The organism is Flavobacterium hiemivividum, from assembly GCF_004349145.1.
Taxonomy (GTDB): domain Bacteria; phylum Bacteroidota; class Bacteroidia; order Flavobacteriales; family Flavobacteriaceae; genus Flavobacterium; species Flavobacterium hiemivividum.
This window is the reverse complement of record NZ_SMFO01000007.1, coordinates 63,300-78,161: the sequence shown is the minus strand read 5'-3', so window position 1 is coordinate 78,161 and position 14,862 is coordinate 63,300. Positions and strand designations below refer to the sequence as shown.

Annotated in this window: 12 protein-coding genes and 1 other RNA gene; 5 read left to right on the top strand and 8 right to left on the bottom strand. The window is 33.6% G+C overall.

Annotated elements, in window-relative coordinates; translation table 11 throughout:
* The first annotated feature begins 11 nt into the window (after positions 1 to 11).
* Positions 12 to 2,480 carry a TonB-dependent receptor domain-containing protein gene (locus E0F98_RS10595; protein WP_394345849.1) on the top strand — a complete coding sequence of 823 codons (2,469 nt, stop codon included), beginning with the start codon at positions 12 to 14 and terminating at the stop codon, positions 2,478 to 2,480.
* A gap of 133 nt (positions 2,481 to 2,613) precedes the next feature.
* On the opposite strand, the gene E0F98_RS10590 is transcribed toward E0F98_RS10595, so the two are convergent.
* Positions 2,614 to 2,781, bottom strand: coding sequence for a hypothetical protein (locus E0F98_RS10590; RefSeq protein WP_132111227.1), 168 nt, complete (start codon positions 2,779 to 2,781; stop codon positions 2,614 to 2,616).
* Between the two features lie 255 nt (positions 2,782 to 3,036).
* Between E0F98_RS10590 and fumC the strand changes: the two genes are divergently transcribed.
* On the top strand, positions 3,037 to 4,434 hold the full coding sequence (gene fumC / locus E0F98_RS10585; RefSeq protein WP_132111225.1) for a class II fumarate hydratase: 1,398 nt from the start codon (positions 3,037 to 3,039) through the stop codon (positions 4,432 to 4,434).
* Positions 4,435 to 4,546: 112 nt separating this feature from the next.
* On the opposite strand, the gene E0F98_RS10580 is transcribed toward fumC, so the two are convergent.
* Positions 4,547 to 5,749, bottom strand: a complete 1,203-nt coding sequence (locus E0F98_RS10580) for an NAD(P)-dependent oxidoreductase (RefSeq protein ID WP_132111223.1) — start codon at positions 5,747 to 5,749, stop codon at positions 4,547 to 4,549.
* A 245-nt stretch (positions 5,750 to 5,994) separates the two neighbouring features.
* Between E0F98_RS10580 and E0F98_RS10575 the strand changes: the two genes are divergently transcribed.
* Together E0F98_RS10575 and ssrA are read left to right on the top strand one after the other, a co-directional pair.
* Positions 5,995 to 7,191: a serine hydrolase domain-containing protein gene (locus E0F98_RS10575; protein WP_132111221.1), complete on the top strand. Its 1,197-nt coding sequence runs from the start codon at positions 5,995 to 5,997 to the stop codon at positions 7,189 to 7,191.
* A gap of 97 nt (positions 7,192 to 7,288) precedes the next feature.
* Positions 7,289 to 7,685: a transfer-messenger RNA gene (gene ssrA, locus E0F98_RS10570) on the top strand.
* Positions 7,686 to 7,788: 103 nt separating this feature from the next.
* On the opposite strand, the gene E0F98_RS10565 is transcribed toward ssrA, so the two are convergent.
* The 6 genes from E0F98_RS10565 to glyA form a co-directional block, all read right to left on the bottom strand.
* On the bottom strand, positions 7,789 to 8,289 hold the full coding sequence (locus tag E0F98_RS10565; RefSeq protein ID WP_132111219.1) for a GNAT family N-acetyltransferase: 501 nt from the start codon (positions 8,287 to 8,289) through the stop codon (positions 7,789 to 7,791).
* A gap of 129 nt (positions 8,290 to 8,418) precedes the next feature.
* Positions 8,419 to 10,212, bottom strand: coding sequence for an ATP-binding protein (locus E0F98_RS10560; RefSeq protein WP_132111217.1), 1,794 nt, complete (start codon positions 10,210 to 10,212; stop codon positions 8,419 to 8,421).
* Positions 10,213 to 10,226: 14 nt separating this feature from the next.
* Positions 10,227 to 10,679 carry a response regulator gene (locus E0F98_RS10555; RefSeq protein WP_243699232.1) on the bottom strand — a complete coding sequence of 151 codons (453 nt, stop codon included), beginning with the start codon at positions 10,677 to 10,679 and terminating at the stop codon, positions 10,227 to 10,229.
* 47 nt (positions 10,680 to 10,726) lie between these two features.
* Complete coding sequence (locus E0F98_RS10550) at positions 10,727 to 11,284, bottom strand: helix-turn-helix domain-containing protein (protein ID WP_132111215.1); 558 nt, start codon at positions 11,282 to 11,284, stop codon at positions 10,727 to 10,729.
* A 179-nt stretch (positions 11,285 to 11,463) separates the two neighbouring features.
* Positions 11,464 to 12,057, bottom strand: coding sequence for a tRNA-(ms[2]io[6]A)-hydroxylase (gene miaE / locus E0F98_RS10545; protein ID WP_074722355.1), 594 nt, complete (start codon positions 12,055 to 12,057; stop codon positions 11,464 to 11,466).
* 132 nt (positions 12,058 to 12,189) lie between these two features.
* Positions 12,190 to 13,464: a serine hydroxymethyltransferase gene (glyA, locus tag E0F98_RS10540; RefSeq protein WP_132111213.1), complete on the bottom strand. Its 1,275-nt coding sequence runs from the start codon at positions 13,462 to 13,464 to the stop codon at positions 12,190 to 12,192.
* Between the two features lie 107 nt (positions 13,465 to 13,571).
* Here glyA and fahA point away from each other — a divergent pair, with 107 nt between their 5' ends.
* The gene (gene fahA, locus E0F98_RS10535; RefSeq protein WP_132111211.1) at positions 13,572 to 14,855 is read left to right on the top strand and encodes a fumarylacetoacetase; all 1,284 of its coding nucleotides are present in this window, start codon (positions 13,572 to 13,574) and stop codon (positions 14,853 to 14,855) included.
* The last annotated feature ends 7 nt before the right edge of the window (positions 14,856 to 14,862 follow it).

The following is a 14,862-nucleotide window of genomic DNA, read 5'->3' as shown; positions in this document are numbered from 1 at the left end:
AAATTATAATGATGAATCGATTAAAACAGATTTTTACGCTTACTTTATTTCTTTCCTTTTTTATGAGTTTTGCTCAAGAAAGAGGTCCAATGGCAGAAAAAATTAAGATAACAGGAAATGTTATTGAAAAAACAACTCAACAAGCGCTTGAATATGCAACGGTTAGTTTTATCAACTCCAAAACTGCAAAAGTAGTAGCAGGAGGAATTACAAATCCGAAAGGAGAGTTCAATATTGATGTAACGCCAGGAATCTACACTATTAAAATTGAATTTATTTCATTTAAATCTGTAGAAATAACTCAAAAAAATCTAAAAGAAAGCACAACTTTAGGAACGATTTCATTAGTAGAGGATGCGGCACAACTAAACGAAGTGATTATTCGTGCTGAAAAATCTACTGTAGAGATTAAACTTGATAAAAAAGTTTACAATGTAGGTCAAGATATGTTAGTTAAAGGTGGAACTGTAAGTGATGTTTTAGAAAACGTACCTTCTGTTTCTGTTGATATTGAAGGAAACGTAAGTTTAAGAGGAAGTGACAATGTGCGTGTCTTCATTGATGGCCGTCCTTCAAATGCATTAAATATGGCCGAAGCTTTGCGTCAAATTCCTGCAGATGCAATTGACAAAGTAGAGGTGATTACAAACCCATCAGCTCGTTACGATGCTGAAGGTGGTGCTGGTATATTAAATATCATCTTGAAGAAAGGAAAAAACCAAGGATTTAATGGTTCATTTATTGCATCTGCTGGTATTCCTGAAACTTATGGTTTGAGCGCCAACTTAAATTACAAAACTGAAAAACTAAATTTCTTTACTTCTACTGGATATAGCTATAGAACCAATGAAGGCGGAGGATTCACAAACTCAGAATATTTTAACCCTGACGGTTCTACTAATAAATTTATTTATGAAAATAGAAATACCGAGAGAACTAGAGACGGAATTAACACAAAGTCTGGTGTAGAATGGACAGTAGCTCCCAATACTTTCTGGACAAACTCTATTAGTTACAGTGAAAATGGCGGGAAAAATAGAGATAGAGTAAATTATAATGCTTTCGATAGTAATCAAGATTTTGATTCAAATAGCTACCGTTTAAATAATGGAAATGACCAAGGAAAAAACTTTGAATACTCCTCTAATTTAATTAAAAACTTTAATGACGAAGGTCACAAATTAACCGTTGATGGATCCTTTTCTAGAAGTACAGATAAAGATGATTCAACAATTGATGGAGTTAATGTCACCTTCCCAGACAGATCTACTACGAATACAACTCAAAACGAAAAACTTCAAAAAGAGTATTTACTTCAGGCAGATTACGTTTTACCTCTTGGAAAAGGAAGTCAGTTTGAAGCTGGATACAAAGGAAATTTCAATAATCTAAATAAAGACTACGATATTTTCTCTAGCGATAACGGAAATAATGTTGGTGATTTTCTATCCAATACATTAGAATACAAAGAAAAAATCAATGCACTTTATACACAGTACGGATTTAAAGTAAACAAATTCTCGTATTTATTTGGTTTACGTTGGGAAGACACAAACATCGATGTTAACTTATTGGATACACAAGAGTACAACAACAAGAAATACAATAAGTTTTTTCCAAGTGCTTTTGCTAATTATGAAATTTCAGACATGAGTAGCGTCTCATTAAGTTATAGCAAGCGTTTATCGAGACCCAGAGGTCGCTTTTTAGATCCTACTCCTAACATCTCGAGTAACATCAATATCTTTAGAGGTAATCCTGATTTAGACCCTTCCCTAACAGATAAGTTTGACATTGGATACATTAAACGTTGGGATAAAGTAACATTTAACACCTCTATGTATTTTGAAAACACAACTGATGTGTTCTCTTTTGTGCGTTATGAAAGTGGTGAATTTGTTGATGGCACTCCAGTAATCCTTAGTACGCCTATCAATATTGGAAAAGAACAAAAATTTGGATTTGAATTCACTCTAAATTATTCTCCAATAAAAAAATGGAAATTAAACGGTAGTTTCAACTTGTATAACACAAAAACAACTGGAGATTTCATGTATACTAATTCACAGAACGAAATAGTTGTTCAAAACCTAGATAACGAAGCTTTTTCATGGTTTTCCCGTGTGAACTCACGTTTAACTTTGCCGTACCAAATTGAGTGGCAAGCTAGCGGAATGTACTTTGGGCCAAGCAACACCGCACAAGGTAGAAGTTTAGGTATGTATATGGTGAACACTGCGTTTAGCAAAGACATCCTAAAAGACAAAGCGACGATCGCTTTTAACGTAAGTGATATCTTCAATTCTAGAAAAATGAGATCAGAAACTAATTTACCAAGTGTAAGTTCTGACAGTGAATTTCAATGGAGAAAAAGACAATTTAACTTGTCATTTACGTACCGAATCAACAAAAAGAAAACCGATAGAGATAAAAATGCGCCAAAAAACACTGAAGAAGAGGGCGGTGGATTTCCTGGATAATAAATGATTTAATTTAGTTAATTATTTCAATAAGTACGGGTTCGTTTCAATACGGGCCCGTATTTTTTTCTTAAAAAAAAGGCATAAAAAAAAGGACTCGTATAAACGGGTCCTTTTTTAGGTGTCAATCAAACTAAACTGATTGCTCTTTCTTTGCTTTTCTTTTCTCTTTATATGCTTCCCAAGATGCTCCTCCTACCCAATAGGATACGAAACCAACTAAAAAAAACATTAACCAAAATCCCATTGTAAGGATGGTTAAAAAAAGTAAAAAGCCTAAATACTGTGAAAATTCAAACATGTTTTCCGGAATTTTTGAATGTAAGTACAAATGTATGTTTATTATTTTTTCTTAGCAATAAAATTCCAATTCAATTTTCATAAAATAGTATTTATCCGTATTTTTGAGCTCAATTTAGGAGCTATTCCCGCTATCCATTGCAATCTTATATCCCAAACCCTGGCATATAAGGATTTTCACTACTATCGGGGCTAGAGAACCAGATATGATACAACAAGTCAATTATTAAAATAACACATACAAATCAACAATAAAATGAAATTCAGAATAGAAAAAGACACCATGGGTGAAGTGCAAGTTCCCGCTGACAATTATTGGGGAGCACAAACAGAACGTTCTAGAAACAATTTTAAAATAGGTTCTTCGGCTTCTATGCCAAAAGAGATTATTGAAGGTTTTGCTTATCTAAAAAAAGCCGCTGCTTATGCTAACTGCGATTTAGGTGTTTTAGCTACTGAGAAACGTGATGCAATAGCAGCTGTTTGTGACGAAATCCTAGCTGGTAAATTAGACGATCAATTTCCACTTGTAATTTGGCAAACTGGTTCCGGTACACAAAGTAACATGAACGTAAATGAAGTAGTTGCAAACCGTGCTCAAGTTCTAAAAGGATTTGAAATTGGCGAAGGCGAACAGTTCATAAAAGCAAATGATGATGTCAACAAGTCACAATCATCTAACGATACTTTCCCAACAGGAATGCACATTGCCGCTTACAAAGCAGTAGTAGAAGTTACGATTCCAGGTGTTGAAAAATTAAGAGACACATTACATGCAAAAGCAACCGAATTCAAAAACGTTGTAAAAATAGGACGTACCCATCTTATGGATGCTACACCACTAACTGTTGGTCAAGAGCTTTCAGGTTATGTAGCACAATTGAACTATGGTTTAAAAGCAGTAAAAAACACCCTAGCACATTTATCTGAAGTTGCATTAGGTGGAACTGCAGTAGGAACTGGTTTAAATACGCCCGCTGGTTATGATGTACTAGTGGCAAAATACATTGCTGAATTCACAGGACATCCTTTCGTAACTGCCGAAAATAAATTTGAAGCACTTGCTGCTCACGATGCTATTGTAGAATCGCATGGCGCCTTAAAGCAATTAGCCGTTTCATTAAACAAAATTGCAAATGATATCCGTATGCTAGCTTCAGGACCACGTTCAGGAATTGGTGAGTTAATCATCCCAGAAAATGAGCCAGGTTCTTCTATCATGCCAGGAAAAGTAAATCCTACGCAATGCGAAGCGATAACAATGGTATGTGCTCAAGTAATGGGTAACGATGTTGCAATCACAGTAGGCGGAATGCAAGGACACTACGAGTTGAACGTTTTCAAACCCGTAATGGCTGCAAACTTTTTACAGTCGGCACGTTTATTAGGTGATGCTTGTATGTCGTTTGACGAGCACTGTGCTCAAGGTATCGAACCTAACTACAAACGCATTAAAGAACTAGTAGACAATTCATTGATGTTAGTTACCGCTTTAAACACTAAAATTGGCTACTACAAATCAGCTGAAATTGCTCAAACAGCACACAAAAACGGAACAACGCTAAAAGAAGAAGCGGTTCGTTTAGGTTATGTCACGCCAGAAGACTTTGACGAATGGGTAAAACCAGAAGATATGGTCGGAAGCCTTAAATAATCGAGCTTAAAATATATAAATTAAAAACCCTGCAACGTTTTACATTGCAGGGTTTTTCAATTTAATAGCTATTTCTTAGAAGTTTTTTAACTAACAATCCAACATTCTTTATTTATTTGCCGTCTACAAAATCTTGTAAATAACTGAATCTTGGTGTCAATTTTCCTTTTTCGGTCATTTTGGCTCTAGCCAAAATTCCATCTTTATCATCATTAAAAAACGCAGGAATAACGTACTCCATAAACATGGCGCCAAAACCTTCACTAGCATCTTTTGGTAATTCGCAAGGAAGATTATCAACCGCCATCACAACAATCGAGGCTGGATGAAATACATCTACTTCTTTATGTTCAGATGCTAAATAACCATAAAATGGCTCTGCGATTGTCGATGATCTAAGCGTACTTGCAATGGGACCATTAATGTCACATGAAACGTCACCTATTACTTTTATTTTACAATCTTTAGATTGCAACATTCCTCGGCTAAGAATATCCGGCGCATCGTTTCCATGAAAATGTCCAGTAATAACGATATCCGATACCTTTGTAAATCGTTCGAAATCCCCAACATACTCCATTGGGTTTTGATAGAAATCCATACAATCCAGGACTTTTCCATCAATTCTTTTATTATAATCTAATACATCAATCTGTGTGTATACTGGCTGAGCATAGTTTTTAGTTAAATAATTATCAACAGAAACTTCTTTGATTTTCATGGCATCTAGAATTTCCTTGATACCACCTCCTACTTTACCTGATCCTGTAATAACAAACTTTAATGGCGGCAAAACCAATCGTTTTAAGTGACTGATCAACTCCTCTTTTCCTGATAATGTTTCTGCTTTAGCTAACTTGAACAACCCAAACTTTATTCCGAAAGCACGAATCGTATTATAAGCCCCAACAATTCCTGCATATCGTCCAAAACCAATTAATCTGCGGTTATTAGCGTCGACTATCGTTTCATGATCATATAAATCGATATTTTTTTCAAGAATAGCTAGTAGTAAATGTCTATTATAAGGTTGCTTTTTTAAGGTATGTGAAAAAAAGAAATAAGACTTATCTGGAATTAACGAATCAATAGGAACTTCTTTCACTCCAAATAAAACATCACAATCACTTATATCATTTGAAATTTCAATCCCCAACTCTTTATATTGTTCATCAGTAAAAATTCGAATATCAGAACTTTCTACTTTAACTATAGCTTCTGGGTAAAGTTCCTTCAATTGCACTAGTGCTTCAGGTGAAAAAACAACTCTTCTATCTGGTGGATTCTTTCTCTCTTTTAAAATTCCGAACTTCATATCTTTCTAACGGTTTTATTTTGAATTAATATAACTTTATCAATCCTATTTGTTTCAAATATAACAAATTAATATTATTATAGTTTTATTTTATAAAAAAAAATCAAAGAATAACACATTACTTACTGAAGCCCAAAATAATAGAAATATCAGCTCGAAACTTAATAAAATACTGTTAAGTTTTGGAAAAAACATAAACAAAACAGATTGATTCTATATATTTGTTTTTCTAGCACTACAAAGAAATGATTTTTATAAAAAAGGCAAATATACTACAAATACTCCTGCTATTATTGGTTTTGAGTTCTTGTAAACAAAAGAATTCATCAGATAAAGAAACTTCGGAAAAGGCAAAAAATGATACAATTCTCCAGATAAAACAAGGTCCTGAACTTACATCGGCCTACATCGCTTCTAAAAGCAAATCTATCGAACATTTTTACAATAAAAACTGGCCAAATAAAACTGCTAATGGAGGTTTTCTTGTGGCAAAAAACGGTCAGATTATTTTCGAAAAATACGAAGGTTTGGCCAACTATAAAGAAAAGTCCGAAATGACTAGCACGACGCCTCTTCATGTTGCTTCAGTAAGTAAAATTATCACTGCTACTGTCGTACTGAAATTAATCAGCGAAAATAAATTAGAATTAGACCAAAAAGTCAACACAATTTTAAAAGAATTTCCTTACCCTGATGTAACGGTAAGAACTTTATTAAACCATAGAACAGGACTGCGCAACTATGCTTATTTTACAGAAAAAAAAGGGATTTGGGACCGACACAAAATCTTAACTAATCAGGACATTTTGACAATTATGGCCACAAAGGGTATTGATCTTGAATTTAGAACTGATTCTAGATTTAGTTATTGCAATACAAACTATGCCATGTTAGCCTTAATTATCGAAAAAGTAACTGGCTTAACCTACAAAGATGCGATGACCAAAATGGTATTTAAACCATTAGGAATGACAAATACCTTTGTTTTCGAATATGAAAAAGACAAATTAACAGCCACACCCTCTTACAAAAGAAATTTCGCTAAAGTGAATTTGGATTACTTAGATGCGGTTTACGGTGATAAAAATATTTATTCTACACCACGAGATTTATTAAAATTTGATATGGGAAGAAATTCTTCGGCTTTCTTGGATTCAAAACTATTAAAGGAGGCCAATGTTCCTTATAGTAATGAGTACAAAGGCACTAAAAATTACGGTTTGGGAATCCGAATGATAAATTGGCCAACAGGAAAAAACTTCTATTTTCACAATGGATGGTGGCATGGAAATACAGCCGCCTTCATCACACTGCCAGATGAAAGTGTCACTATTATCTCATTATCGAATAAATATGACAAGAAAGTTTATAAAGTTAAGAATCTGGCAGCACTATTTGGCGATTATCCCTTCAAGTTAAGCGATGATGAAAAAGAGGAATGATATTTGAATACTAATATTTTGAATTCAAATGGCAGATTTCAGTTAAAATAGAATACATTTGCACACTCAAATAAATTATTTGAGTTAGAATAAAAAAGGGGTCGACTGGTTTTGACAGCAAGTCGAATTGAAATGTAAGCACGTGGAGAACTGGGACAATTCTCGTTAATAAAAGGTTCCAAAACACTTACACGGCGAAGGAAACTACGCTCTTGCTGCATAATCTGAATCATAGTAAGATTAGCCTAGTTCCTATCAGATAGGAAAGCAGGATTTACCTCGAAAGCTTTGGTTTATAGCGGTCGATAAAGGTGAATCGTAAATTTAAACCTAGATTTCCATAAGCTTCGGGTGGACTTCGAAATAAAGAAGATAAGTCTTGTGCGACTGTTTCTGGTCAAACACAAGGTCGAAAATTCAATCAGGAAATAAACGTGTAGAAAGCTTTTTAGTTGCTTGTTTGGACCCGGGTTCGATTCCCGGCGACTCCACAAAAAAACCGTAATAAACTTATTTTTTTTTAAGTTATTACGGTTTTTTTATTTCTATTCTCTAGCGGAGAAAAATCAAAACTTATCTGCAATTTTAGTAATTTGACTAGCGCAACTGCTTTTCCATCATATAATCTTCCATTAAATAACCATGCTCTAAAACAATATCTTCTTCACCGACGATTTCGAAGCCTAGTTTTTCATAAAAGCTTAATGCACTATTAAACCGGTTTACGTTTAACGAAATAACGGTTGAACCATTCAATTTCGCATAATTTGCAACAGCATCAACTAGAAGCTTGCCTGCACCTTTTCCCTGCGCCTCTGGAAGCAAATATATTTTATGCAAACGCGTCACTTTTTGGCCCAAATAATGATGTTGAAACGAGGCAAAACCTAGACAAAGATCTCCCTCACTACCCAAAATAAAATGATGGCCTTTATTAACTGTATTATCCCTTAAGGTTTCAACCGAATAAAACGCCTCTAACATATACTGTAATTGAGCAGTAGAAAGTATTTCTCCATAAACAACAGGCCACGTTTTATAGGCGATATCCTGAATTGTCCCAAAATCGTCAGCAGTAGCTTCGGTAATAGTAATCATTTAAATGAATTTAAGCCGTTAAAATCTAGTAAGCTGAACTAGTTATTCTCTGGAGTAGTAATAGTAATTTTCTTTGTGTTTTTTATAACTAGGCGGCTCTAGAATAATTAGAACCAATACCCAAATGAACTAAACCACTTTTGGTAAAAAAATAGAAAATGTAGTACCAATATTAGGTTCAGATTGAGCCTTAATATAACCTTTATGGCTATCAACTATTTTTTTACAAATAGCTAAACCTACACCTGTTCCACTATATTTAGAATCTGTTTCTAAACGCTGAAACAATACAAATATTTTTTCAGCATATTCTTGTTTAAATCCAATTCCGTTATCCTTAATTACGATTTTATAATAGTCATGGTCCAAAATTAGTTTACCTTCAAAAACTTCATCTGGACCAATGTCTTCCCTATTAATACTTATTTCGGGAGGAATATCATCTTTACTGTATTTCAAAGCATTAACTATCAAATTAACCAAAAGTTGTTCTATTTGAAAAGAGACTCCATTAATTTCTGGTAAAACCCCTGCTGTTATTACTGCTTTTTCCTCTTCTATATTAGAAGATAGATCTTCAAGCACTTGATTTACAACATCATTTAAGTTAATGATTTGTTTCACCTCTTTATCTCCTTTTATCGCTCGAGAATAGTCAACTAAGTCAATAAGTAAGGACTGCATTTTATTAGCCGAAATACGAATCTTGGATAAATATATTTTTCCTTGCTCTGAAATAGTTTCATTATTAGTATCTACTATTCTAGATATAAACATTTGAATTTTACGCAACGGTTCTTGCAAATCATGACTTACAATATTGTTGAAAGACTCTAACTCTTCATTAATACTTTTCAATTCAAAATTGTTCTCTTCTAATTTCAGTGTTTTTTTATATACTTCTGTCAAGTCGTGACTCACTCCAGTCTTAACCACTTCTCCTTTACTGTTTTGCGTAAAACTTCCTACAGAGTCGATGTATCTCGTTTCTCCGTTGTCTAATATTATACGATACGTAATTACTGTCGAATCGTGTGAGATTAATGAACCTTTATGCGATTTGATTACATAATCTAAATCATCTGGATGAATGAATTTCGCAACATTATCAAATGTAGGCTCAAAAGCATTAGGCTCTACTCCAAAAAGGCGATAAAAATTATCTGAGAATGTATATACACCTGTTACTGTATTTACTTTCCAATGCCCAAACCCTGCTATTTTTTCAGCTTTATTAAATGATAAGTATAAAAATTGCAACTCATCATTCGTTTTCTTCAGCTCGATAACATCTACATTAATTTTATTAAATGATAGAAGTAAGATTAATAGAGAAAGTAAAACCAATAAAAAAGCACTAATAATAGAGTCTCTTAAATCAAATTGATGATTAAGATTATGAGCTTTTATTTTAGCGCCTTCCGTATTTATAGTTTTATATACAAAATCTTTCATGGCCATTGTAAATTCGCTGCTCTGCTTAATCTTAGCATTAAATGTAGCAGTGTCAGCTTTATTACTTTTGGCCATTAACAAAGTCTCTCTAAATAAATTAAATCGACGATCTACTAAGGTATTTAACAAATCAACATCCTCGATTAAACTTGGATTATTGGCTACTAAAATTTTAATCTTTTTAATATTTTCATCAATTTCACCGCGTCGCAAAAACCTATCTTTGAGATATGCCTCGTCTTTAGTAATGTAATATCCTCTTAGATTACTTTCATACATTGTAATAATCGAAAGTATCTTCTCTAATTCTAATTGGGTTTTCGTAGAATTTGTAATTAACTCCACTGAAGAATCAAGATTTTTCATCTGACCGTAAAAAACCGAAGCAATATAACCCACCACTACAATTGCTATGATTAAAGCAATTTTAAATATCTCAGGACTTTTATATAGTTTCAATAACTTCATAAGCAGTTATTACTTTAGATACTAAAGAAAAAAGTTTCTTTATTTAGTCCCGAAGAATGGAACTGCCAGTTAATATTAACAACTTCTTTAATCACTTTTTTTAAATTACTGAAATCATTTGGTTTCTTAATATAAATATTAGCACCTTCCACAAATGTATCTTCAATGTCTTTTTCAGACGAAGAGGTTGAGTAGATTGCAATCGAAACATCTTTAAATCTATCATCGGCTCTAATCTCTTTGAGACATTCGAATCCTGACATATAAGGCATATTTAAATCTAAAAACAATATATGCGGCATTACAATATCAGGGCATGATAAATAATCCATTAAATCTTTACCGTCGTTAAACAATGTCAACTTATTATTCATTTTAAGTTCCATCATTGCTTCACTAAAAAAAGTGCGGTCATCTTCATCGTCATCTGCGATTAAAATATGCATAGAATCATTATGTGAAATCATATTTACTGGTATTATTTATTTTTAAATTTCTAAAAATTAGGCGTCGGCTATTTGCTTGATAAACTTCGTCTCTTATCGACAATTCTCTTAAACGCTGAAGGTGTTAATCCAGTAACTTTTTTAAACTGACTTGATAAATAAGCTACACTACTGTAATTCAATTTATACGAAACCTCTGTTAAAGTTAATTGATCTTCTAGTATTAATTTCTTCGCCCTTTCTATTTTTTGAATAATAATAAAATTCTCAATAGAGGAGTAGGTGTTTTCGGTAAAAACATTAGTTATATAGCCGTAACTTAAATTAAGTTTTTCAGATAAATATTGAGAAATGGTAATCGCAGGAAGTTTATCATGCTCATATATCATTTCTACAATAGTATCTTTTATTCTTTGAATAAGTTGGGCTTTTTCATTGTTTACAATATATATAGCATATTTATTCAAAGACGCTTGAAGTTCAGCGAAATCAGAATCCGAAACAGTATTACTTATTTCAATCTCTCCTAATTCTAAAAGTCTATGTTTAATATTTAATCTTTCTAACTGTTCTTGTAAAATTACTCTACAAGCAACAATTCCATCACATTTTATATAGAGTCTCATTTATAAAAATTATAATTGTTTCACATTTTTCGGATATAAATATATACTAATTTTGTTAATCAATGAAATAAATAAAACTTCTGAATTCATAATAGCTGACAGAAACAGAAGTAAATTCTTATATATTACTGATATATAATCTTTTATATTAAACCACAGCAGCTGTAAGAATAAATAATTTATCCGTGAATAGTTTCGTTTTTACCATAATTTTCGATAATCGATGCTTCAAAATCAATCCATTCGCGCCAGCGTTTCTCTACATCAATTCCAGTTCCGTATTTTCGGGCATAAGTAATAAAAGTAGTATAATGTCCTGCTTCACTTTCCATCAAATCTCTATAAAAAACGGCTAATTCTTCGTCCTGAATATTTTCGGACAGCACTTTAAAACGCTCACAACTTCTGGCTTCAATCATTGCCGAAAAAAGCAATCGCTCTACCAAACTAGAAACTCTACTTCCATTTCCGTTCTTTTTCATATACAAATACAACTCATTTACATAGTCGTCTTTGCGCTCGCGACCTAGCTTCAATCCGCGCTTGATAATAATATTATGTACTTGCTCAAAATGATCGATTTCTTCCTTGGCTAAAGCCAAAAGATCCTTTACCAAATCCTGATGTTCTGAATTATTAGTAATTATGGTAATCGCATTTGTAGCTGCCTTTTGTTCACACCAAGCGTGATCTGTCAAAATTTCCTCAATATTTTTTTCGACAATATTGACCCATCTTGGATCTGTTGGTAACTGTAATCTTAGTACACCCATTATAATAGTATTAAAGTTGATAAAAGTTTAAAGTTTGAACTCAAAAAAAAAGTTTAAAGTTTAAAACCTGCGATACCTTTTCGTAAACACAATCTTTTAAACTTTAAACCTAAAACTTTAAACACTAGTTTATTAGAAAACAAAAATAGCTCTTTCGCTCATCATTTCGTTCACTTCATTTGCTACTTGCTCGATGATTTCATCATTTGTATGATTCATCAATACTCTGTCGATTAATTCTACGATAGTTTCCATGTCTTCTTCAACTAATCCACGAGTGGTGATAGCAGGAGTTCCTACACGAATACCAGAAGTTACAAACGGTGATTTATCATCAAATGGCACCATATTTTTATTGACAGTGATTTCTGCTTTTACTAATGCATTTTCAGCTTCTTTACCAGAAATTCCTTTGTTTCTCAAGTCGATCAACATCATGTGATTATCTGTACCTCCAGAAATAATATTGTAACCTCTTTTTACGAAAGCATCTGCCATTGCGTTAGCATTTTTCTGCAATTGTAAAGCGTATGTAAAGAATTCATCTTTTAAAGCCTCACCAAAAGCAACTGCTTTAGCAGCGATGATATGCATTAAAGGTCCGCCTTGATTTCCAGGGAAAACAGCTAAATCTAATAAAGATGACATCATTCTGATTTCACCTTTTGGAGTAGTTAAACCAAATGGATTTGGAAAATCTTTCCCCATCATAATTAATCCTCCACGAGGTCCACGCAATGTTTTGTGTGTCGTAGTCGAAACAATATGACAATGAGGAATTGGGTCATTCAGCAATCCTTTAGCAATTAATCCGGCAGGATGTGAAATATCAGCAAATAAAATTGCTCCTACACTGTCTGCAATTACTCTAAAACGTTCAAAATCCATATCACGAGAATATGCCGAAGCTCCTGCGATGATCAATTTTGGTTGCTCCTTTGTTGCTATTTCTTGAATTTTATCATAATCTAAAAGTCCTGTTTCAGCATCTACACCATAGAAAACGGGGCTATACAAACGTCCTGAGAAATTCACAGGAGAACCGTGTGTTAAATGTCCACCGTGAGACAAATCAAAACCAAGAATCTTATCTCCGGGCTTCAAGCAAGCAAAGAAAACGGCTGTATTTGCTTGTGAACCTGAATGTGGTTGCACATTAGCATATTCTGCTCCAAATAATTCTTTAGCTCTATCAATCGCAATTTGCTCTACGACATCCACTACTTCGCAACCTCCGTAGTATCTTTTTCCAGGATATCCTTCTGCATATTTGTTAGTCAACACAGAACCAGCTGCTTCCATCACATCGTCACTTACAAAGTTCTCTGAAGCAATTAATTCTAATCCGTGTATTTGTCTTTCTTGTTCTTCTAAAATAAGGTCGAAAATTTGTTTGTCGCGTTGCATTTCTTTGTTTTTAGTTAATTTGAAGCAAAAATACAAAAAAACGTTTGTGAAACTGCTAGATTATAATATATTTGAGGTATTATTTTCAACAAAACAATTAACAAATTATGCCAATATCAGCCAACGATACCAAAAGAAAATCATGGGTAGAAGTACCAGAAAACAGTGATTTTCCAATTCAAAACATTCCTTTTGGAGTTTTCCTAACTAAAGAGTATGTGGTGACTGTAGGAACTAGAATTGGCGATTCTGCTATAGATTTGGGCGCCTTACAGCAATTAAATTACTTTGAAGGTATTGAATTAACTGACGATATGTTCATGCAAGACACGCTAAATGATTTTATCTCAGATGGTAAAAAAACATGGCGCTTAGTAAGAAATCGTATTGCTGAAATATTTGATAAAAACAATCCTAAATTAAGAGACAACGCCAAACATAGAGATATCGTCATTTTTAAAATGGACGAAGTAGAAATGCAGCTGCCTGTTCTTATTGGTGACTATACAGACTTCTATTCGAGTAAAGAGCACGCTACTAATGTAGGAAAGATGTTCCGCGATCCAGAAAATGCTTTATTACCAAACTGGCTTCACATCCCTGTAGGATATCACGGAAGAAGTTCTACCATTATCCCTTCAGGAATTCCGGTTCACAGACCCATTGGTCAAACATTACCTGCGGGCGAAAACACACCCGTTTTTGGTCCTAGTCGTTTAATTGATTTCGAACTAGAAACTGCTTTTATAACTACTGATGCTAATGTAATGGGCGAAATGATTCCTATCAACGAAGCCGAAGATTATATTTTTGGAATGGTGTTATTAAATGACTGGAGCGCTAGAGACATTCAAAAATGGGAATATGTACCCCTTGGCCCCTTCTTAGCTAAGAGTTTTGCATCCTCAATATCACCTTGGATTGTAACTATGGATGCTTTGGAACCATTTAGAGTAGCTAGCCCAAAACAAGATCCTAGTCCGCTACCTTATTTACAGCAAAAAGGAAAACATTCATTTGACATCCATTTAGAAGTTGCAATTCAACCAGAAAATGAAAAACCTACAGTTATAGGAAATTCCAATTTCAAATATATGTATTGGACTATGAGCCAACAATTAACGCACCATACCTCAAACGGTTGTCGAGTAAATTCTGGCGATATGATGGGATCAGGAACTATTTCTGGACCTACTCCAAATAGTTATGGTTCGATGTTAGAATTGACTTGGGGTGGGAAAAACCCTATAAAATTAAATGACGGTACAGAGCGTAAGTTTATAAATGATAACGATACTGTGATCATGAAAGGCTTCTGTCAGAACGGACAAGTACGTCTTGGTTTTGGTGAAGTATCTTCTAAACTGCTACCTCCTTTTGTAAGAAAGTAATTTGATA

Coding starts and splice junctions, on each gene's coding strand:
- fumC (WP_132111225.1), top strand. CDS start 3,037: ATGAAATTCAGAATAGAAAAAGACACCATGGGTGAAGTGCAAGTTCCC.
- E0F98_RS10590 (WP_132111227.1), bottom strand. CDS start 2,781: ATGTTTGAATTTTCACAGTATTTAGGCTTTTTACTTTTTTTAACCATC.
- E0F98_RS10555 (WP_243699232.1), bottom strand. CDS start 10,679: ATGATTTCACATAATGATTCTATGCATATTTTAATCGCAGATGACGAT.
- E0F98_RS10550 (WP_132111215.1), bottom strand. CDS start 11,284: ATGAGACTCTATATAAAATGTGATGGAATTGTTGCTTGTAGAGTAATT.
- miaE (WP_074722355.1), bottom strand. CDS start 12,057: ATGGGTGTACTAAGATTACAGTTACCAACAGATCCAAGATGGGTCAAT.
- E0F98_RS10580 (WP_132111223.1), bottom strand. CDS start 5,749: ATGAAGTTCGGAATTTTAAAAGAGAGAAAGAATCCACCAGATAGAAGA.
- fahA (WP_132111211.1), top strand. CDS start 13,572: ATGCCAATATCAGCCAACGATACCAAAAGAAAATCATGGGTAGAAGTA.
- E0F98_RS10560 (WP_132111217.1), bottom strand. CDS start 10,212: ATGAAGTTATTGAAACTATATAAAAGTCCTGAGATATTTAAAATTGCT.
- E0F98_RS10575 (WP_132111221.1), top strand. CDS start 5,995: ATGATTTTTATAAAAAAGGCAAATATACTACAAATACTCCTGCTATTA.
- E0F98_RS10595 (WP_394345849.1), top strand. CDS start 12: ATGAATCGATTAAAACAGATTTTTACGCTTACTTTATTTCTTTCCTTT.
- E0F98_RS10565 (WP_132111219.1), bottom strand. CDS start 8,289: ATGATTACTATTACCGAAGCTACTGCTGACGATTTTGGGACAATTCAG.
- glyA (WP_132111213.1), bottom strand. CDS start 13,464: ATGCAACGCGACAAACAAATTTTCGACCTTATTTTAGAAGAACAAGAA.